At 30.2% G+C, this 22196-nt stretch carries 19 protein-coding genes; 10 read left to right on the forward strand and 9 right to left on the reverse strand.

The genetic code is table 11. From position 1 onward, the window contains the following. Positions 1–4 precede the first annotated feature (4 nt). The 3 genes from B6F84_RS12010 to B6F84_RS12020 are packed head-to-tail and all read left to right on the forward strand — an operon-like array spanning position 5 to position 2313. A complete protein-coding gene (locus B6F84_RS12010; RefSeq protein ID WP_148692457.1) occupies positions 5–778 on the forward strand; it encodes a winged helix-turn-helix transcriptional regulator in 774 nt (257 codons plus the stop codon). A gap of 53 nt (positions 779–831) precedes the next feature. Next, complete coding sequence (locus B6F84_RS12015; RefSeq protein ID WP_236748963.1) at positions 832–1683, forward strand: SMP-30/gluconolactonase/LRE family protein; 852 nt, start codon at positions 832–834, stop codon at positions 1681–1683. Positions 1684–1692: 9 nt separating this feature from the next. Continuing rightward, positions 1693–2313, forward strand: a complete 621-nt coding sequence (locus B6F84_RS12020; RefSeq protein ID WP_148692458.1) for an ArsR family transcriptional regulator — start codon at positions 1693–1695, stop codon at positions 2311–2313. Here the strand turns inward: B6F84_RS12020 and B6F84_RS12025 are convergent, their stop codons facing one another. Beyond that, positions 2314–2715 (reverse strand): PadR family transcriptional regulator, encoded by a 402-nt coding sequence (locus B6F84_RS12025; protein ID WP_148692459.1) that lies wholly within the window; start codon positions 2713–2715, stop codon positions 2314–2316. It abuts the gene before it with no gap. Positions 2716–3569: 854 nt separating this feature from the next. Here B6F84_RS12025 and B6F84_RS12030 point away from each other — a divergent pair. Beyond that, positions 3570–4196 (forward strand): hypothetical protein, encoded by a 627-nt coding sequence (locus tag B6F84_RS12030; RefSeq protein ID WP_148692460.1) that lies wholly within the window; start codon positions 3570–3572, stop codon positions 4194–4196. 32 nt (positions 4197–4228) lie between these two features. Here B6F84_RS12030 and B6F84_RS12035 read toward each other — a convergent pair whose 3' ends face one another. Both B6F84_RS12035 and B6F84_RS12040 read right to left on the reverse strand, forming a co-directional pair. Continuing rightward, the gene (locus B6F84_RS12035; RefSeq protein ID WP_236748964.1) at positions 4229–4498 is read right to left on the reverse strand and encodes a hypothetical protein; all 270 of its coding nucleotides are present in this window, start codon (positions 4496–4498) and stop codon (positions 4229–4231) included. A 5-nt stretch (positions 4499–4503) separates the two neighbouring features. Beyond that, positions 4504–5712, reverse strand: coding sequence for a YeeE/YedE thiosulfate transporter family protein (locus B6F84_RS12040; RefSeq protein ID WP_148692461.1), 1209 nt, complete (start codon positions 5710–5712; stop codon positions 4504–4506). 277 nt (positions 5713–5989) lie between these two features. Between B6F84_RS12040 and B6F84_RS12045 the strand changes: the two genes are divergently transcribed. Next, on the forward strand, positions 5990–6514 hold the full coding sequence (locus B6F84_RS12045) for a hypothetical protein (RefSeq protein WP_148692462.1): 525 nt from the start codon (positions 5990–5992) through the stop codon (positions 6512–6514). On the opposite strand, the gene B6F84_RS12050 is transcribed toward B6F84_RS12045, so the two are convergent. The 4 genes from B6F84_RS12050 to B6F84_RS12065 form a co-directional block, all read right to left on the reverse strand. Then, positions 6504–7985, reverse strand: a complete 1482-nt coding sequence (locus tag B6F84_RS12050; protein WP_148692463.1) for a thiamine pyrophosphate-binding protein — start codon at positions 7983–7985, stop codon at positions 6504–6506. The two genes, B6F84_RS12045 and B6F84_RS12050, sit on opposite strands and share 11 nt — an antisense overlap. Before the next feature lie 308 nt (positions 7986–8293). Beyond that, positions 8294–9484, reverse strand: coding sequence for an MFS transporter (locus B6F84_RS12055; RefSeq protein WP_148692464.1), 1191 nt, complete (start codon positions 9482–9484; stop codon positions 8294–8296). 360 nt (positions 9485–9844) lie between these two features. Continuing rightward, entirely contained in the window at positions 9845–10675 is an 831-nt protein-coding gene (locus B6F84_RS12060; RefSeq protein ID WP_236748965.1) for a DMT family transporter, read from the reverse strand. A gap of 25 nt (positions 10676–10700) precedes the next feature. Continuing rightward, a complete protein-coding gene (locus B6F84_RS12065) occupies positions 10701–11912 on the reverse strand; it encodes an MFS transporter (RefSeq protein ID WP_236748966.1) in 1212 nt (403 codons plus the stop codon). 179 nt (positions 11913–12091) lie between these two features. Between B6F84_RS12065 and B6F84_RS12070 the strand changes: the two genes are divergently transcribed. Further along, complete coding sequence (locus tag B6F84_RS12070) at positions 12092–13540, forward strand: ABC1 kinase family protein (RefSeq protein ID WP_148692465.1); 1449 nt, start codon at positions 12092–12094, stop codon at positions 13538–13540. Here B6F84_RS12070 and hsp14 read toward each other — a convergent pair. Continuing rightward, positions 13521–13892: an archaeal heat shock protein Hsp14 gene (gene hsp14, locus B6F84_RS12075; protein WP_187152696.1), complete on the reverse strand. Its 372-nt coding sequence runs from the start codon at positions 13890–13892 to the stop codon at positions 13521–13523. The genes B6F84_RS12070 and hsp14 overlap by 20 nt on opposite strands. A gap of 310 nt (positions 13893–14202) precedes the next feature. Here hsp14 and B6F84_RS12080 point away from each other — a divergent pair, with 310 nt between their 5' ends. From B6F84_RS12080 to B6F84_RS12090, 3 genes are all read left to right on the forward strand, one after another. Beyond that, entirely contained in the window at positions 14203–15636 is a 1434-nt protein-coding gene (locus B6F84_RS12080) for an MFS transporter (RefSeq protein WP_148692467.1), read from the forward strand. An 84-nt stretch (positions 15637–15720) separates the two neighbouring features. Beyond that, positions 15721–17163, forward strand: coding sequence for an MFS transporter (locus B6F84_RS12085; RefSeq protein ID WP_148692468.1), 1443 nt, complete (start codon positions 15721–15723; stop codon positions 17161–17163). A gap of 181 nt (positions 17164–17344) precedes the next feature. Beyond that, positions 17345–18760: an MFS transporter gene (locus tag B6F84_RS12090; RefSeq protein ID WP_148692469.1), complete on the forward strand. Its 1416-nt coding sequence runs from the start codon at positions 17345–17347 to the stop codon at positions 18758–18760. A gap of 25 nt (positions 18761–18785) precedes the next feature. Here B6F84_RS12090 and B6F84_RS12095 read toward each other — a convergent pair whose 3' ends face one another. Then, positions 18786–20612: a glycoside hydrolase family 15 protein gene (locus tag B6F84_RS12095; protein WP_148692470.1), complete on the reverse strand. Its 1827-nt coding sequence runs from the start codon at positions 20610–20612 to the stop codon at positions 18786–18788. Positions 20613–20880: 268 nt separating this feature from the next. On the opposite strand from B6F84_RS12095, the gene B6F84_RS12100 reads away from it, so the two are divergent. Then, a complete protein-coding gene (locus B6F84_RS12100; protein ID WP_338025979.1) occupies positions 20881–22194 on the forward strand; it encodes an ATP-binding protein in 1314 nt (437 codons plus the stop codon). Positions 22195–22196: the final 2 nt, after the last annotated feature.

Genomic DNA, 22196 nt, shown 5'->3' on the forward strand with positions numbered 1-22196 from the left:
CTTAATGGATGATATAGATAAGGAAATACTCTTTTATTTATTTAAAGATGGGAGAATATCATTTAGGAGCATTGCAGAATTACTTAATTTAACTCCTCCTTCAGTTATATATAGGTTAAAGAAATTAGAGGAAGAAGAAATATTAAAAGGATATGCTATATTTGTAAATCCTAATTTTTATGGTAAATATTATTCTTTTGTAGCATTTAAAAATATTAGAGACTTTGAGGAAAATTATATTTTCCTAAAATTTAAATGTGTTGAATGGTTAAATGTTTATGGAATTACAGGCAATAGTATTGATGAAATTAATATTAAAATAAACAATATGGAAGAAACATTAGGTTTACCTACTATGAAGTATACGCCAAATCAAAATCCAATTCAACCAAAAGAATTAGATGAAAAAATTATTGGAGTATTAAAAGAGAATCCTCGATATACTAGTGCTGAGATATCTAAAATTTTAGGTATAGAAAGCAAAATAATATCCAAGAGATTAGATATAATGAAAAAGAGAGGATATTTTACAGTTTTGCCTGTGGTCGATATACCAAAGAGTAATTCAGTATTATTCTCCATTTTTTCCAATAAAGTAAATTCAATAAAAAACATATTAGATAGCTGTAGAATTATGGAAATAATAGATGGAAATACCGGTATACAGGTCTGTTTCGGTAAAAGTATTGATGTAGTAAGAAAATATATAAATTCAGTAAGAAATTTAGATTCTGAAGCGGATGTTATGATTATTTATGATTATTATATTAATATTTAAAAAAGTGTCTAGTAGCAAGATAGTTTTTATTGTATAGTTTATTATATACTATGATGGAGATAATTTCACCTTATTCCGGAGATCTATATGAAGGACCTATATGGCATCCAGAAGAAAAAGTATTATATTGGATTAACATTTTAGCAGGAACAATTCATAGATTAGATATAAAGAAGCAAATATATCAAGAAATTAAATTAAAGGATTACGTTAGCGCTATATCTCCTTCTATTAGTGGTGGTTTAATTGCTGCTTCAGGTAAAAGTATATATTCTGTAACGCTGGACGGTAATGTAAAAGAAATTTATACTGTTGAAAATTGGGATTCAAGAAATAGATTTAATGATGGGAAATGCGATGCTTTAGGCAGATTTTGGATAGGAACTATGAATTTAGAAGAGAAATATCCTACTGCAGGGTTTTATGTTTTAGATACTAATTTAAAATTTAAGCAAGTACTAGATGATGTAACAATTTCCAATGGTTTAGCTTGGAATGAAGAAAACACAATACTTTACTATATTGATACTCCAACAAAGAAAATATTTTCTTTTGATTTTGATCTAGAAAAAGGTAAAATAGATAACAGAAAAGTAGTTATAGATCTTTCATCACAACAAGGAAGTCCAGATGGAATGACTATAGATTCAAAAGGAAATTTATGGGTAGCTATGTTTGGAGGTGCAAAAGTACTCCATATAGACCCAAAAAACGGAGATATAATAGATTATCTAGAAGTTCCAACACCTAATGTTACATCAGTAATGTTTGGCGGAGATAATTTATCTACTCTTTATATTACTACTGCAAAAATACACTTAGAAAATCCAGATAAAAATGCAGGATATGTCTACGCTGAAAAAACGTCAACAAGTGGAACTAAGATTAATTTTTGTGGATTTTAAATATTAATAATGATTCTACTTACAACCTATGATTCTGATGAAAAATTTCAAATAAAATCAGTTCTAGGGTTAGGTAAAAAATTAGAAAAAGTAATCATAATAAACGATGCAAAGGAATCAGATAAAAATAAAAAATCATTATCATCTTTTATACAATTCTTAGACGGCTTATCAATAAGTTATGAAATTATAAAAATAGACTCATTAAATTTTATTAATTCCGTATCTAAAATACTTAGTTCTTTAGACGTAGATAAAGAAATTATAGCAAACCTTAGCGGAGGAGATAAAATACTGATGATAGAAACATTAATAGCGTTAGCATTAAGTGGAAAAGATATTCCAATAGAAATAGAGAGCGATAAGTATGATACAAAAATCACTTTTAGTATATCAGATCTAATTAGAGGCGACATAAACGCTGATCATATAAAAATCTTAGTAGAAATAATGAGAGGCAGTAGAACAATCTATAAAATTTCTAAATCTACCAGAATGTCTACATCATCAGTAAGCAGAAAATTAAAAAAACTACTGGAATATAAATATATAATAAAAGAAAATACAGAATATTCTCTCACGTATAAGGGAATGATTTTAGCATTAATGCAAGATTTAAAACAACAATAATTATTCAAAAGCATTATTTAATTTTTCTAAAATCTTCTTTAAGGTTTCTTTATCTTCTTTACTAAGCTTATCCCAGTTATCGAGAACATAATCTACTAAAGAATCCAACTCAGTTATAGTCTGGCTTATTCTCTTCTCCTTTGGTTCTGCTCCAATTAATTCTCTTCCTTTATCGCTTAACTCATAAAATTTTTTAGTTCCTTCTATTTTTGCAACCTTAATTAGTCCTTCATCTTCTAAAACTTTTATCATAGGATATACTGAACCTGGCGATGGCCTCCACATACCCATACTTTCCTCTTCAACTTTTTCCATAATTTCAGCTCCAGTAAGAGGTCCTTCACTTGCCAGAAGATGAAGAATAATGTGCCTTAATCCTCTTCCATGTGAGTGAAAGTGCACAAATTAAAATATGGATCAAAACTTAAATATCTTCTTAATATAGTCGTACAAATTAAACCGCGTAATTATATAATATCTCTTAATATCTATATCCTGTACTAATATACTTACAGTAGCTGTTACTTAGAATGAAAGTTATTTACTATTTAACACTTCTAAACTTTCATAATTTTAATACGCTTACTAAATTACTTTTTGTTATTAGCTTCCGTCTTTCTAATATCAACTTTTAATAATTTATTCCTTCTTTAATAAGAATATTTTAACAATAATCATCTGTTTATAGAAATTTAAACCTTCTCTTTGTAAAGATTAACGTTAGCTACGTTTATATTACCTAGAAATGGAAAATTCTATATATAAAGAAAATGAAAAAGAATTTAGAATAAACTAGGCTTTAGATGTAAAGTAGTCATTTATTATTCCTACTATATTATATACTAAAAATAAGATGGCGTTATCTGATTACGTAAATATTAAGTTCATTTTATGTTAATAATTTTTATAAGCAATTTACATGCTTATATGAACTCAGACCACAAATGGCAAAGAAAGGCGGAAAGAAGCAAGGTCAACAACAAGGCGGAGAAAAGAAACAACAATAAAAAAAACTCTAGAAAGGCAATTTAATTTAAGTTAAAATCTTTTTTAAAGTTTTCTCTAATTCATTCTTAGCCCTTATAAACTATATAGATAATTAAGATTTTATTAAGAATTAAAAGATTATATTTATATTATTATATATAGTCTATTTCATTAAATGAATATAATCTTTTAATTGGAAAATAAAGCGTATAATGATCAAAATAATGAGAAATCAATAAATTTATTTTTTATATATATTAACCTACTACATGGATTTCGCTATACTTTTAGCAGCACTAGGTATAAGTTTATTAGAACTTTCAGAAGCTACAGCTGTAGCCATAATTTTTAGCGGAATATATAAAAATAATAAACCTTATCTTTATGCTATTTTAGGAATATTAGTAATCTTTATCCCTGTTTTTACTGTTGGTAAATATATTGTTTTACTGCCAATTACCTATGTTCTTCTTGGAGCATCTATAATCTTAGCCTATTTTGGTTATAGACTTATAAGAAGCGCAAGACGAAGCTTTAAAAAACTTTTAAGACCTAAACAAGAGGAAAAAGAAGAAGGAATAACTACAGTATTTGTTGTAGGAGCTACTGAAGCTTTAGAAGCAGGGCTAGTACTATTAGCGTTAATTCCACAAAGTTACATATCATCATTACTAGGTGCCGTCCTATCAGTAGTCATTCTAATACCATTAGCAATAGCTCTAAAATCAAGGCTAATGAAAATAAGAGTACCACAATTAAAGTTTGTACTATCAGCTCTTTTATTTAGCCTTGCAACATTATTCATTGGAGAAGCAACACTAGGTATAGATGAGATTTTCCTTCCTTTATTCTTTATAATATATCTAGGAATAAATTATGCGATTATCAAAATTTAAGAAAAATAATATTTAAAGAAAAAATATTAAATTTAAACTTTTTGCTCTTCTTTTTGAGCTTCTTTAACTGGTTTTCCTAGTACTGAATATGGAAATTGCTCGTAAATTAATGTTGCAATAACTAGAAGCAATATAGCTATTATTCCTACTGCAGCTACTTGACTTCCCGTTAAAGGTTTAGTCGCAGTATTTCCAGTTACTAAGATAGCAACTATGACCATCAATGCGAAGCCTAGTATGAAGATTACTTTGAAAGCTTTATCCATATTTTCTAGCCTTTTATCTTCTGATTGTGTAGCCATTCTTTTCACCTCTTTCTATATACGAAATGTGCAGTGATTAGCATAGCAGCAAATACTGCTGCAGTAAATTCTAATCCACTTATTGCCATCTGTAAGTCACCACTTAATATATGTCCGCTTGCGCATCCATCAGCCATTCTAGCTCCGAATAACATTAAATATGCACCACCAAAAGATCCTAAGAATCTTATGGCTTCATTATTTCCGAACCTCATTGCCCAGCTAGGAGGTATTATATTTCTGAATGACGTAAATCTTCTAGTTAAGAAGACAGCAGAGAAGAATGCACCCATTAATGTTCCAATATCACTAAATGGCTCCCATCCAATGCCTTTGAATACAATTTGACTGTATTTGAAGTTAGGTAAGAATAATTGTCCAGCTATCCATGAGTCAGTAGTAGATTCTCCGAAAATTTGATGCAAGAACATTTCTAGAACTACAGTTAACCCTACAATACCTGCTACTGATACCATAAACCATCTAGTTACATTGCTTTCTGTCGCATAGTATTCATTCATTTTCTTTGCAATACTTTTATCATTATAAGGTAACCCTCCATCAGTTAGATATCTTGCAGTATCCATATGCTTCTGAATTTCTATCGGAGTACTTCTTCTTTCAATATTTTCTCTTAAACAACTTCTGGCTCCTCCTTTATATCTAGGAGTATAATATGCTACAAGGAACATTGCAATAGCATAAACTATTGAAATTCCAAATAAATCAATTGGTGTAAGACCACTGAATGGTTGTATAATAAACGTGTCAACATGCTTTCCACCTAAAACTAGACTACCAAAATTAAGAGTGTTAACTAACCACTGACCAGCAGGTGTTTGATATAGAACTGTCCAGGTAGCAGCACCTAATATAGCACCAAATACAGCATATACAGCATCTCTTCTTCCTTCACCAAGAGCCATCCATATAGAACCTGGGAAATATCCAGAGATTGCTAAACCGGCACCAAATAGTAATCCTCCTATTCCAACACCTATAACATATAATGGCTTAGGACTAAAATGAAATCCAACTCCAGCAGCATATAATCCATATAATACTGGTGTAGATATTGCTAATCCTAATGTAATACATGCTACAAACAGTCTATCTTCCCACTTTGCTAACCTTATTAACGTTTCAGGATTCGCTATACCCCATGCTTCTGCAGCAGCACCTATAATAAAACCTATAAATAATCCAACCCACATTGGGGCTGTATATGTTATCGTTTCAATTCACCAAATATTACTTTTATATCACGTAAGATATAAGAATTTTTTATTAAAAAAACTTAAAAAACCATTAACAAAGTTAATTATTTACAACTATAAAATGAAAGCTAGATTCTGTTGAGTTTCTCATAAAAGTGAAGATATTAAATGTGATGCTATCTAGTCAAGATATTAAGGAACTAAGCTAGTTTTTGTTTAGTTGTTCAAAAGATTTTAACGCTTTTTTAAATATTTACCAAAAGAATTGAAGGTTATGTACAAGTGTTGTGATAAAGAATTTCAAGATGAGAAATCTTTCAAGAAACACATTAGTTCTAGCTATACACATTATTTAACTTCTTCAGATGTCGTAAAACTTAACTTACCTTCATCTTATATTGAAGATATTATACTAAATAAGGAAAAAGTATGTAGATTATTAGGACTTATTTATCTTGGAAATTATGCTATTATTCCATTAAAACTATCTAAAGTCGATAAACCCCTAGGAGGAATATTAAAGAGATCATTATTAGCTAAAATTAATGGGCCAACATTAGATTCTGGCTTAATAAACTACGAATTCAATTCCAAAAGTATAAAGTATAAAGTAAGTTTTAGATTGACTAGAATAGGAGATACTTCTAGGCTAAATATTATAGTAAGTTTCGAAGCCACATTGAATTATCTTGGAAAAATATTTCCTGGATTAGTAATAAAATCTATTAGCAATCTATTATCTCCTGAAGAATTAGTAGAAAGAATAAATCTCTTATCTGATCAGAAAGTCATAGCCTAATTTCAGCCAATTTTTGTGTATCGTCAGACATTAACCAATCTATAGCTTTTTTATGGTCATCGAATTCTTTTCCTTCGAAGTTATAGCTTGAAGCTAATTTCCATGGGCTAGTATTAGGAGATAATAACTCATAATTTATATTATTATTCCAGTGTCTAAGTGAATTGTATCCTTGATTATTTATAACTAGCACTTTCATTTTTCCACCGTATTTGCTAGCACTCCATAAAGCTTGAAAACTATAGTTAAAACTACCATCTCCCACTATCGCTAAACTCTTTTTACCGTAACTTGAATATCCAAAAGATGCTGGTATAGCCCATCCTATAAATCCTGCTCTATTAGAGTATAGAGATCCTTTCTTATAACCTAAAATATTTCTCACGATTTCTCTATATGAAGGCACTTCATCAAATACTGTATAATTTCTAAGGTTAGGATATAGAGTTTTTAGAATCTCTTCGACTTTATCATTTCTTGGATAAACAACTTTTTTTATTTCTCCATAGTGTGGTTTTGCATATTTTATAGCTTTAACTAAAAAATCCTTAGGATTACAAACTAAAGTTCTCCACGGCCTTTTACTTGCCTCTATCCAATCATATGTTACTTCTATTACTTTTTTAGATCCTAAAAGTTCTTCGTCAGGGAATAAAACATTGTTTACACTACCTCCAATAATTAATATGACATCATAATTATCCAGAACCTTATTTATTTCACTACTTCTTCTTGGTAAATCACCTGCAAAAAGTTTATGCGAAGAAATAAATGGAGGCCTAGAAGCAAAAGGTTCAGCATAAACTGGAGAATTTAATTTTTCAGCAAAGCTAGTAATTTCGTTAAAGGCATCAAAGGCATCAATTTCGTAACCAGATATTATAGCTACATTACCAGAATTAGCAATCTCCATTATTTCTTTTATATCATCTTCATTACAACATAGATTTACTTTATGATAAAATGGGTCAATATTGTACTTTATATCTTTACTTTCTAAATCTTCTGGAATAGATACGAATGTAGGACCATAAGGAGGAGTTAAGGCTAACTTTATAGCTCTATTTAAATACCTTATAGCCTCATATGTATTTTTAGCTTCAAAAGAAGCCTTAACTAAAGGCTTAGAGATATTACTTAAATCTCCATAAAGTCTCGGTTCATCAGTAAGATAACTCGAAGTTTGTTGCCCTCCTATTATAAGTAAAGGAACTCTATCAGTCAAAGCTGTATAAATAAAACCTAAAGCATTAGATAATCCTGGTGCAGCGTGTAAGTTAGCTATTGCTAATTTATTGCTTGCTAAATAATAACCTTCAGCCATGCCTACTGCAACGCCATCTTGAAGAGCTAAATAATATTTGAAGTCAGAGGGAAGGTATTTTATAAAACTTAGTTCTGTAGTGCCAGGATTTCCATATACTCTATCGCTAAATTGTTTAAGCAATTCGAAAATTTTATCTCCAAGCATGTATAGTATATGCTACAAAACTAGTATAAAAGAAAATATGAAACTAAATAAAATTAAACTAAAAATTTATACATTAGGATAATAGTTTAAATCTAAGATGCAAACTAAGATCGATAACACTAGGTCTTCAATAGCATAATTTAGGTAAGGCTTTACAAAAAAGTTGATTTAACTAACTTTGTTTAAAAGAATAATTGAAATGCTAACACTTTAGATTTTATTCAGTTAAGGTTTCATTCAATATTCGTTTTTAGTAAAAAATTTTGATTATTAAGTTTTACAAGAAAATATGAAAATAGAAAAGAGATTTAATTTCCTATTTTTCCTCTAGGTATTAAAGGAATTAGTATAGCAGAAACTATTGCTAATCCTAGCATTATATAGAACGAGATTAATAAGCTAAAATTTAATCCTACTAATGCAGTTATCATTGCATTCCCAGCAGCTCCACCTACAGTAACTCCAATTCCCCATATATATGAATTTGCTACGGTGAAGAAACTTCTAGGAAAAGTTTGGCTAACATATCCTAACAATACAGGAAATGAACTAAAAGCAGCAAAAGTAAATAGCGTATAAAATAATGATGCTAAAATCAAACTCTTATCGAATAATAGAAATCCTAAGAAAAATATAATTGATAAAACGCTTGTTAAAGCAAAAGTAAATCTACCTCCTTTCTTTTCTGTCAAATACCCGAATGCTGGTTGTCCAAAGACTGAACCAATGAAACCAACTGTTAAGAATATTCCAGATAAAGTCTTAGAAAGATATACGTCATATATAAATTGTCCAGTAAAAGTTGTAGTTCCAGTTATAAACATGCTCCTTATAAAAACTATTATGCCTAAAATCAGTAAGAATTTGTAAAAAGCTTTGTCAAGTTTCTCCTTCTTATTTCTTACACCTTCTTGAGGATCTTTTTTGTAAAACGATAAGCCGAAGAATATTATTAGAGTTACAGCAATCATGTAAATTGATAAAGTTATTAAACCAGTTACTTCTCCTAGAATAACGATAAATAAGGTAACTATAGAAGGCATTATTGATCTTCCTATACTCCCCATAGAACCATTTATTCCTAAAGCTCTACCAGCTTGACTCTTAAAACTCCTTGAAATCATAGCTCCTCCAATAGGATGATAAAAAGCTTGGCCAACTCCTAAAGAAATACTTGCTATTATTGTCAAGTAATATACTAAAGAACTTGAAAGGAAGGAAAGTCCAAAAAGTAGGAATGATATGGCTTCTAAGAATATACCAAGACTCATTAATTTAGAATCTAGATCATGCTTATCAGCAAAATCACCAATAAATGGAGAAAGCAAACCTGAGAGTAAAGTATAAATTATTGATAATGATCCTAAAAAAACTAGACTAATGTTATAAATTGAATGATAATACACTATCAGCAAAGGAAATATTAGAAAAGTTCCATCATTAGCAAAATGTGCTAACGATGTAATTCCTAGAATTCTTCCTTTTCTCACTGGCTCCATAAAATAGGTATATTTGTTACCTATTATATAAACCTTTCATTCAATCCTATTTAAAATCTGTTTTTATAAATTTAAAGAAACGCGGAATACATAAAGCAATTTTAGTTTAAACTAAATTATATTCGGTATTTTATATTAGAGAAGATTTACTATTTCTTCTCTATGACTCAACGAAAGGAATTCTAGAAGATAGATCTTTATAAAGAATTGATTGTTTGCTAGCGTTAAACAGTTTAAGATACAGCAAATGTCTGCATTAGTAAAATAGAAGGTCATAAAACATAAAAATTAAGCTCTAATTTCTTCTTCTAGTGATGAGCGCGCTCTATACAGATAAGTGAAGAAGACCACCGAAGCTGATTACATTTTTCTATTTTTTATTCTAGAATACTGAGAAATGAAAACACCTATCAGAGCGAGAGAAGATCCAAGCAATTCAAAAAGAGTCGGCAATTTTCCTAAAAGTAAAAAAGTAAATAAATAAGCAGAAGCAGGAACTAAAATAACTACGCTAGAAGCTACTGAAGGGCCTAATTGACTAACCCCATTAAACCAGAAAATGAAACCTAAAGCTTGAGCTATTACTCCAACTAATATAGCTAAAAATAATCCTTTATAATTAAAAACAAAATAATTTGAGAAAGGTACGATAGGTATAATAAATAGTGAAGAAAATAATGACATAAATGCATTTAATTTTATAATATTTCTAACTTTTAGCTTAGAATAGTAGATAGTTCCTAGAGCCCAAAGAATAGATGCTACAATAGCTATTAAAGAGCCTAAATCAAAATTAACGCTGTTTACTGAAATAAATATTCCAGCAAAAGCTACTATAACTCCAATAACTTGTTCAAGTCTGATAACATCTCCAAATAATCTAGCAAAAATTATTACAAATATTGGTTGAGTATAAATCAAAACTGAAGCTAAAGCAGGATTAGATGAGAAATTTATGGCTATATTTAGTAAAATAACAAAAATAGCCATATTGAGAATTGCATTTATTGCTTCTTTCTTTCCATATTCTAAACCTTTAGCATAAATAGAAAGAATAACTCCACCTACTAAAAAACGTATTAAAGTTAAGACAAATGGTGACATAAAATTCAATGCTAATTTAGATAAAGGAAATGATAATCCCCAAAATATTATTACTCCTATTAAATATCCATAACCTCTAAATGCCACAAGAACAAAACTCAAAAATAAGTATTTAAAGTGGACGTTTATTTTCCTCCTTATCTATAACTTTCTTTTCTTCTTTTCTTTTCCTAAGTAACCTCATATAAGTGAATCCACCTATTGCTTGAATTATACCTCCAACTTCTTCTGGCAGAGGTAAGGCAACTTCCATTAAATATCCACCTATTCCAGAACTTAACTGAGAAAATCTAGTAGCTACACCTTGAAGACTAGATGCAGTACCATAATCCTCAGATGAGATTCCTCTTATATTTACTGCAGTCCTATTTGGCGCACCAAGTCCAGCATTAAATCCTCTTATTACATAAATTAAAGCAGAAACTACTGAAAAAGGTGATAAAGCCATCAATATAAGAAAAACTCCATTTAGTATTCTAGTTATAGATGCTACTTTTAACGTTTCAAATGAGACTCTAGTAGCTAAGAAAGAACCTAAAGAAGTGGAAATATATGATGCAGTAAATATTAATCCTATCTCACTAGACGGCATATGAAAACGTAAAGAAAACCATAGAGGTAATAAAGGAATAGCTATACCTATTCCAAAACCTGCTAAGGAGTTAGATGCAATAACCTTAAGCGAATACGAGAGACTAGATCTCTTTAGAATTTTAGTAGTCTTTTTAGGTCTAGGTCTTTCTTTCAAGAAAAAGAGATTAATTTGAGACACTAAAAGCATCAAGAAAGATACAAAGAACAGAATTCTGTAACTCTCGATTGGACTTACAGGTAAATAAGAATGAAAAGTCAACATTAAACTGCCTCCTACAGAAGATATTGAAGCAACTGAAGTTAACACAGCTATCCTAGTTACTCTTTCTCTTTCTTCTGGCCAATTACTCATAACCAATGCAGTCAATCCAGTTGAGAAAAGTCCTCTCATGCCTCCAGCTGAACCAGAAATTCCAGAAATAATTAAGGCTAATATTATAAAAGATGGATTGCTTGTAATTGCTAATAAAAGAACGCCTATGACAGCAAAAGAGTCTCCTATAATTAGTATCTTTTTATAACCTATTCTATCTCCAAGAAAACCTAAACCTAAAGAGATAGAAGAGGAAAAAGCTATTACTCCAGCGAATATTAATCCTATTAAAGCAGGAGAAAAGTGAAGTAATGAAAGATATAATGAAGAGGATAACGTTATAAATATTAAACCTATACTTCTTAATATTCTGGAGATAATTAAATATTTGAAACCCATTTGATCAAAAAAACCCATAATCTCACCAAAAACAATTATCACATATCGTTACATCTTTTAAGTTTTTCTACTAAATGTTGATAATGACAATATATTTTTACTTTAACAGTTTCATATCTAATTTCTAATTACAGTACACTAGATAATGCACCAGTACATAGACTAATAATATTATTAACATTTAACTCAATATCTTTGTGAATACTTTTACAAGGACAATTACTATAGTGAGGACACTAGCACCAAGAATAATAAAATACAGAAATATAAGAGAAAGAATCCTAAAAGGTGAAGAAATAGATCAAAAAGAACTACAAAAAGAAGCAAAACTGTTTACTGATGCTCTAATCTACCTAGGTCCTACATTTATAAAATTTGGTCAAATCCTCTCAGTTAGAGGAGATATACTACCAGAGGCATATCTTAATGAGTTACAAAGACTTCAAGACGAAGTACCCCCAGCACCAAAAGAAGAAATACTAAAAATAGTGACAAAATACGTAAATAATATTGAAGTAGGTGACGTAATAGCTGCAGCTAGTTTAGGCCAAGTACATATAGGAAAATATGAAGGAAAGGAAGTAGCAATTAAAGTAAATAGACCAAACGTTGAGGAGATATTAAGAACTGATATAAAAATTATGAAGCGACTTCTTCCTTACTTACGATTACTTTTTGACTCCTCCTTTCTTGAGTCGATAAAAATAGTAGTAGATCTATTTTCAAAAAGAGTATTTGATGAATTAGACTATACAAAAGAAGCTCAAAATTTAGAGAAGATAAAAGATGAATTAAAGGACTTTGATATTGTTATTCCAAGAGTAATTAAAGCAACAAAACAAGTAATGATAATGGAATATATTAGAGGATATAAAATAACTTCAGAAGATGCTCTAAAAACAGTAGATAGAAGAATGTTATCCTGGAGAGTATTCAAAACATTTATGTATCCTTTACTTACCGGAAGAATATTTCATGCTGATCCTCACCCTGGAAATATATCCTTAACAAATGATGGAAGGCTTATCCTATATGATTTTGGAATGATTGGGAGAATAGATCCAGAAACAAGAGTAAAACTAATCAGACTTTACCTTAGCCTAAGTAGAGGAGATGCGATAATGGTAGTAAGCTTATTAGATCAATTAGGTGCAGTTCAGCCTTTCGCTGACAGAAAAGTTCTCATAAAAGGATTTCAACTTCTTATAGAAAGTGCAAGAAGAGAGTTAGAGGAAATAGAATTACAAGATTTTAATAAACTTGCATCAGAAGCATTTTATAAATTCCCATTAAGATTACCAGAGAGGTTAGCAGCATATCTAAGAATGTCTGCAGTATTAGAAGGTACTTGTAAGCTTATTGATCCAGATTTTGATTTTATAGATAATTTAATTAGATTAATTCAAGACCTAGGATTAACTAGAGTAGCACTTTTAGACGAAGCCAAAGACTACTATACAGTTTTTTCTAACAAAATAAAAATGGAACTTATTCCTCAATCGGAAAAAACCAAGAAAAGAAGTAAAAAATGGATTGGAAGTGCTATCATTGCTGCTAGCATTATAGCTTACGTACTTTTAGGAAATTTCTATATTGCAATACTTATCGCTATATTTGGACTTTCTATTACTCTATCTTTACCTTAGCAACTCCTTCTATTGGAATATTTAACGTTAATACTCCATTTTCATATTTTCCTTGGACTTCTGCATCTTTAGGGACTCTTACTGGTAGTTTAATGTCTTTTCTTATTTTTTCTGGTCTTTGATTCAAATGCTTTATTCCTGCCATTTCTATCTGTCTTGTAGCTTCTATATGTAAAACTCCATCACTAGTTATTCTGACGCTTATTTTATTCTTATCGAAACCGGGCAAATCAGCTACTACTATTAGAGTATTTCCATCTTCGTAAATATCTACAGGAGGCATTACTCTTTCATAAAACTCTTTATTCAAGTTAGATAATTGCTTATTTAATTCGTTTAATAGTATTTCCATGAATGTAATATTTGGTTTATCTTAATAAAAAATCTTATTCTCTTATTCTTATTTTCTAAATCTCTTGAACATTTTCCATAGTCTATAAATTAAATATAGCCTTAACAACTTCATATTCTCGCCAATTTAATACTTAGTAAATCTCATTTAAATCATTTTCATAAACAGTGGGCTATTATGGTTATTTGAATAATTATCTATCCTTCTACTTTATTTTTATAATTATAAATTTATGATAAAAATTAACGCAAAATCACGTTAAAAAGATATATCGAAAAATTTTTAACTTCTATTATGAACACAATAACTCATGGATATTAGGTCAAGAACTTTAGTTCTACTTGCTTCAATGTTACTTATAGTAAACTACGTTGAAACTATGGTAATTCCAGCATTACCAACAATAGAAAGTGATTTTTCAGTATCGGCTACATTAGTCAGCTGGGTAACATCAGCTTATATGATAGTAGCAGCAGCTACATCACCATTAATGGGAAAACTAGCAGATACTTATGGTAAAAAGAAAATGTACACTATTGCAATAGGATTTTATATTGTAGCAGTAGCAATGGCAGGATTTTCTCCAAATATATGGTTTTTACTTACTGCAAGGGCAATTCAAGGAGTAGGATTTTCAATGTTTCCAATAGCTATTGCAATAATAACTGATCTATTTCCTAGGGAGAAAGTAGCTTTTGCTCAAGCAATACTTAGCGCAATGATGGGGATAGGGCCAGCTATAGGTTTACTCTTAGGATCATACATTGTCCAAGATTTAGGTTGGCCTTACGCATTCCATACTGCGGCAATATTATCCTTAATTCTCTTCGTTTTATCTGAAAAATATTTACCTCATACTGGACATAGAAAACAACAAAAGGTAGATTATATAGGAGCGTCATTAATAGGGTTAGCAACAGTTTTAGTTTTAGTATATGTTACTGAAGGTCCAACACTAGGATGGACTTCTTTAGATAATTTAGACTTCTTAATTTCCGGAATAATATTATATGGAGTTTTCTTTGCAGTAGAAAGAAAAATAAAAGAACCGTTACTTAAACTAAGTTTATTTAAGATAAGGAATTTCGCAGTAGCTAACATAACAGGACTTGTTTCTGGAGTAGGAATGTTTACAGTTTTCATTTTCCTAGTGTACTATGCTCAACTTCCCTCACCTTATGGATTAGGCTTAACTATAATACAGTCTGGTTTACTAATGTCTCCAGTAGCTCTAGGGATGGTAATCTTTGGTCCAATATTTGGAAGACTTATGCCGAAAGTAGGGCCAAGACCAATTCTAATAATAGGAAGTATATTATCAGCATTAGCTTATCTTTCACTACTATTCTATAGATCTACAATACCAGAAGTATTATTTGGAGCACTATTGTCATCTGTAGGATTAGTGGCAGTAATTATACCACTAGTTAATATGGTAGCATTAGCATTGCCAGATGAAGCTAGAACAACAGGAATGGGAATGAATACGTTGTTAAGAACTATAGGAGGAGCTGCTGGACCAGTAGTAGCAACATCTTTAATGGATACTTATCAACAACCAATAATAATGATGTATAATAATCAACCTTTAGTTTTAGGACTTGTACCATCATCTACAGCATTTGATTACATTTCTATATTTGGTTTTATAATGATGATATTAACTCTCATAGCTTCTCTATGGACTAAGAACTATACATTTAGAGCTAGAAAAGTAGAAACAGAAGTGGAAGAAGCTAAGTAAAAGGCTATTTTTCTTCTTTGATATGTAAGTATTTTAAAAGTTAGATACCAAATCTTTTTAAAGTAAAGTTTAACAAATAAATTTATGAATAAAATATCCCTCGTTACTATTGTAGTAGTTCTAGGTACAATGATGGCAGCAGTAGATTCGACAATAGTAATCTTAGCATTGCCAACGATAGTCCAATCATTGCATACAAATTTGTTCACAATAATTTGGGTAATTCTTATTTACTTATTAATAGCAGCAGTATTAACTACACAGGTAGGTAGATTAGGAGATAATTATGGTAGAGCTAAAATTTACAACATAGGATTTTTAGTATTTACTATAGGTTCAGCATTATGTGGTGCATCTCCTGCAGCATCGTTATTAATAGGATTTAGAGGTCTTCAAGCAATAGGAGCATCAATGTTGCAAGCAAATAGCGGAGCAATAATAGCTGATTATTATCCTCCTAATATGAGGGGAAAAGCTTATGGTTATACATCAGTAGGCTGGAATGTAGGAGCAGTTTTAGGTATTGTATTAGGCGGTATTATAACTACTTTTATCGGTTGGAGGTATATTTTCTATATTAACGTACCAATAGGAATAGTGGCTGTAATTTTTGGATTTAGGGAAATTAAAGATGTAAATATTGTGAAAAGAAAATTTGATATTCCTGGAGTAGTGCTTTTGGGCTTAGCCTTATCATTAATCACGTATGGTGCTGCTGAAACAGCTGGAGTAGGTTTAACTAGGCTCAATATGTCATTAATAATTGCTGGTGCATTACTATTAATTCCTTTTGCATTAGTGGAAAGAAAAATACAATTTCCAGTAATAGATTTCAGAGCATTTAAGAATAGAGTATTATCAGCGTCTTTATTTGCATCATTCTTACAAAGTGCAGGATATTTAGCTACTGCGTTTATCCTTATAATGTATTTGCAAGGTATAAGAGGGCTTTCACCATTTAATGCTTCATTATTGTTGGTTCCAGGTTATGTATTAGCTAGTATGTTAGGGCCTATAGCTGGAAGATTATCGGATAGAATAGGAGCTAGAATTCCTGCAACATTAGGTATAGCTTTTATGATGATAACAGCATTTATATACACTAGATTAACTCTAACGACTCCTTATATTGATATAATTCTAGCCTCAATTATAGGAGGTATTGGTACATCAATGTTTTATCCAGCAAATAATAGTGCAGTTATGGCTAATGCTCCTAAGCAACTTTACGGTGGAATATCAGGAATCTTAAGGACATTAGCAAATACTGGAATATTAATAAGCTACGTTATAGCCATATCAGTTGCGTCATTAACAATTCCTAGATATGTAGCTTTTGAAGTGTTCCTCGGGACATCACATTTAATTGGAGGAGTAGGTGCAAAATTCTTAGTAGGAGTTCATTCGGCTTTCTTCGCATCAATAACTATATTGGCAATAGCATTAGTATTGTCAGCAATTAGAGGTAAAGAACAGAGAGCATCAGCAGGTCAACAAGAAATACTACAACAAAAAATTTCAAAATAATTAATTTTTATATCTACATAAATATTTTAGTTTAATTACTTGGTGGTTAGGAACCATATAATTAATTATAAAATATTTTCACTCCATCTAAATAAGTTATATTAAATAATTATTCTAAAATCCTCTGAAAATAAACACTGATAAAGATAGTTTTAATTATATAATTACATCCTAACATCTTATGAACATTAAATTAATACTAATAGTTCTTACTTTAGGAACTTTAATGGCCGCAGTAGATACTACAATAGTTCTTTTAGCATTACCAACTATGACAATTAGTCTCCATACTGATCTTTATCTATCAATATGGGTTTTATTAGCATATCTAATTGTGCTAGCTATTCTCTCTACACAATCTGGTAGAATAGGAGACATTGCTGGAAGATCAAAAGTATATAATATAGGATTTGTAATTTTTACTATAGCCTCAGCACTTTGTGGGTTATCTCCAGACGTGTACTTACTTATATCATTTAGAGTACTTCAGGCAATAGGTGGAGCACTACTTACAGCAAACAGTTATGCTATAATAGCTGATGTATTTCCACCAAATAAAAGAGGGCAAGCTTATGGGATAACTTCCTTAGGCTGGAATGTAGGAGCATTACTTGGAATAGTACTAGGTGGTATTATAACTACTTTTATCGGTTGGAGGTATATTTTCTATATTAACGTACCAATAGGAATAATATCTGCAATCATTGGATTTAGGGAAATCAAAACAATAAACAAAGTAAATACAAAGTTAGATATAAGTGGGGCAATAATACTAGGCATATCAATAACATTAATCTCTATAGGTGCAATGCTTACTGCAAGTTCAGGACTTACAACAGAATATATAGCAGAAATAGTTGCAGGTTTACTTTTGGTTCCAGTATTTTTATTCAATGAAATGAAAGTAAAGGCACCAATAATAAATGTTAACGTATTTAAAATAAGGATTCTTTCATTTTCTTTAATGGCTAGCTTTCTTCAAGGAATAGGAGCATTAGCATTGACGTTCTTACTTATAATGTATTTGCAAGGAGTAAGAGGGCTTTCACCATTAGATTCCTCACTACTGTTAACTCCAGGCTACGTAATAGCAAGTATATTAGCCCCATTCATGGGGAGAATAGCTGATAGAGGAAAACCTGGGATACTGGCTGGAATAGGATTACTTCTAACATTTATTTCTTTGATGCTCTATTATTTTATATTAACTCCAACAACTTCTTTTTATTATATTTTAGGAATAACAGCAATTACTGGAGCGGGCTCATCAATGTTTTGGCCATCTAATGCAGCAGCAGTTATGTTTAGTGCACCAAGAGAATATTATGGTGCAGTATCTGGAATCTCCAGAACGCTTGGAAGTATAGGAACTGCATTAAGCTACGTATTAAGTATAACAGTTGCAACATTAGTAATCCCTAGATATGTAGCATTTGAAATATTTTTGGGAGTTCATTCTCTAGATGGGAACATTAGCAATAGTTTTGTTTCTGGATTACACTTTGCTTTCCTAGTTTCAGCAGCAATAATTGTAGCAGCAGCTATACTCTCTGTATTAGGAGGAAATACAACACAAAAAATTCCTAGAAAAGGATAAATTTAATTTTTTATGGACTAATTGTTTATCCTCTATTAATCATTAAATAAGTTTTAAGATATTCGCTATGAGACCATAATAAAGGAATAACAGATAAGGGAGACCCATCAAATGGGCTGATTTGTTCTGGTAATAATCCTGAAATTGCATGAGAGTTAGCCCAGGCTAGTAATTCTTTAGTTTTATTTATATCTCCTTTTTTAGCAAAATATTGAGCTAACCACATTGTAGTTATTATCCACACATTACCCGGTATTCCATTGTAATTTCCATTAACTCTCTGATAATAATCATTTCCATATCTTGCTAATCCTCCTATATTCTTAACCCAAAGTTTATCCATAACTTGTTTTACATTACTTTCAACTATTGGGTCATTAATGTCAAAAACATCAAAAATGATAATACCTAAAGTGCTAGATTCTATAGTTTTATCTACTGAAGTAATTTTTCCATCATCTATATTTACATATTTATAAAATACTCCTCTTTCCTTGTCAAACATATATTCTCTTAAAGAATTCTTAACTTCCTCTGCTGTATCGTTCCATTTTTTCTTATTTTCTTCATCGCCTACCATGTTTGCAAAATTGCTTGCAGCTTTTAATCCAGCATATACTGAAGCTACAGTATAAGTATGTACTCCTAATTTTTCCTCCCATAAATCGTAAGACTCCAAAGGTAATTTTAGCTTTTCATCCCTAAAATCAGTCATAAAGTTTGCAGCGTTTCTAATTACATGATAAACATCCTTTAACATAGCATAATCTCTACTTTTTAAGAAATAATTCCAGAAAGCCCAGATTACAGTAGCAGTTTCATCTTCTTGAATATTCAATGAATTCTTACTCCTTACTGTCCATGGATGCCACGTACTTCCAAAAGTTCCATCTGGATTATATTTTTGAAATAAATATCCTTTGTCCAAAAATAATTTATGAAAAACTAGATCATAGAAATTCCTTGTAAATGAGAAATATCCAGCATTATCTAGAACATTTGCAGTTAATGCTGAATCTCTAGGCCAAATATAAGCATAAGTATCTAAATTAAACTTCAAAATATCAGTATCTAAAGAAGCCGGTATCGCTCCGTTATCGCCTACATGACCTAACATAATTGCAAGGCTTATCTTGGCTAAATTATCAGACAAAGAAGAAGTAATAGAATCCCAGTAGAATTTATTCTTCTCATAATGGAATTTAGGATTCTCTTTAATTTCATTAAAGATTTTTGTTACATGATCAAAACTTTCTCCAGCTATTATGAAATAATAGAAGGAAGGATATGCAATAGATATAGCAGAAGCTACAGATCCTTGAGCTATTGGATTCTTATTAAGTTTTCCATCTTCACAATCGCTCAAAACTTCATTCTTATCTCTTCTTCCAGTAGTATATTCATAGATATTATGCGATGAGCCAATTAAGAACCAAGTATTATCCTTATAATGTAAAACTGCATCTAATTCAGGATTATAAAATGCAGTATCTCCTATTTCATATCCATTCAATTTAAAATCATGATAAAAAATAAATCTAACAAATCCTGGTCCTTCTACGTTTACTCTTCTCATTATTACGCTATGAGAGAAAACTGCAACGTCGCTAAGATATATTTTTAAATTATCCCATTTAATTTCAGTATTTACAGTCAAATTATCCATTGTAATCCTTTTATCTTTTATATTATCCAACCAAGTGAATTTTCCATCATGCCATACCCCTATTTTAAAATATCCTGCTACAGAATGATTATATTGCCCTAGATAAGGATAATATAAAGATCTTATGTAAAAATTCTCGTCATACAATGCTGCTATTTTTCCATTAGAGACGAAACCATATATCATTAACAATATTTTGAACACTAGTTTAAATATTCTATTTGCATTAACGCTTTAATAAAAGACTATTTACTCAACTTTCTGACTTATAAGATAGATCTAGAAGCTTTATTTAATCTTCATTGATTTTTTATTTAATTGTAATATTTTTTCTTCTGAAAAGCTAGTGTTAATAGAATTGTGTAGTAACTTTCTTTGAGTCTAATATTTTGACTCACTAAGAGAGTCAAGTTTTAATTATTTTGACTCACTAAGAGAGTCAAGTTTAAGAAGATTGATAGCAAATGACTTTGTGGACAGAGAATTATTGCTAAAGGCTTTGATAGACTGGAATTTCTGGTATAAAGATCAATATTCTGGTTTTCCAAGGCAATATTCTGAAAAGATTATACGAATCTTGCTTTCAGGATTGTTAGTAGATGTAGTAGGTGTAAAGAGATCAGGTAAATCTACAATATTTAACCAAGTAATTCAGAAATTAATAAAAAATGGTACTGATCCCCTTAATACTCTTATAATTAATTTTGAAGATCCAAGATTTAACGAAATCACAGATGCTAATTCATTATTTCAACTTTACGAAATATATCAAGAGATAAGAAAAGATAAAAAATCCAAACCTTTTATATTCCTAGATGAGGTACAAAAGGTAAAAAATTGGGAAAATTTTGCCAGATCATTAATAGATAGAAAAGAAGCCTATATAGCTGTATCTGGATCTACAAGTGCAATTACAAAAGGAAAATTAAGAGAAACGTTATCCGGAAGACATATTTCTGTTGAAGTATATCCTCTTTCATTCAAAGAATTTTTACAATTTAAAGGAGTAGAATTGAAATCAGAACTAGATATATTAGCAAATGAGACAAAAATAAAATCTCTATTTTTAGAATATTTAAAATTTGGCGGATTTCCACTAGTTGCAATAAACGAAATGAAAGAAAACATACTATTAAATCTCTATGAAGATATATTAAGTAAAGACGTTGTAAAGTGTTGCAAAATAAAGAATGAAAACCAGGTTAAGAACTTAAGCTTATATTACATTACAAATGTAGGTAATAGGATCTCTTTGAGAAGAATTTCAAGAACATTGCAAATTCCAATCAGAAATGTAGAAAGATATACCCAATGCCTTCTTAATTCATACCTCATATTTTTTGTAAATCCATTAAGCTCAAAATTAACGCAAATGGTAAGAGCAGAGAAAAAAGTATACGTCATAGACCAAGGAATTTCAAACGTGATAGGATATAAACTAAACGAAACTCTAGGTCCATTATTAGAAAACGCAGTTTTTATAGAACTTTTGAGAAGATATGGATCTAGAAATATATTTTACTATAGAGGTAAAAACGAAGTAGACTTTCTAATTTTAGAAAATAATAAGATAAAAGAAATGTATCAAGTAACTTATTCCCTTAACGATCTTGATAGAGAAATTAAGGGAATAATAGAGATTAGTAAAAAAGATAAAGACGTAAAAGCTACTATACTTACTTTTGATGAAGAGAAAGAAATAAAGATTAACGATGAAACAATTCCTGTAATAAAAACATGGAAATGGATGTTAGATTTTAAGCAATAACA

The organism is Acidianus manzaensis (genome assembly GCF_002116695.1).
Lineage (GTDB): Archaea > Thermoproteota > Thermoprotei_A > Sulfolobales > Sulfolobaceae > Acidianus > Acidianus manzaensis.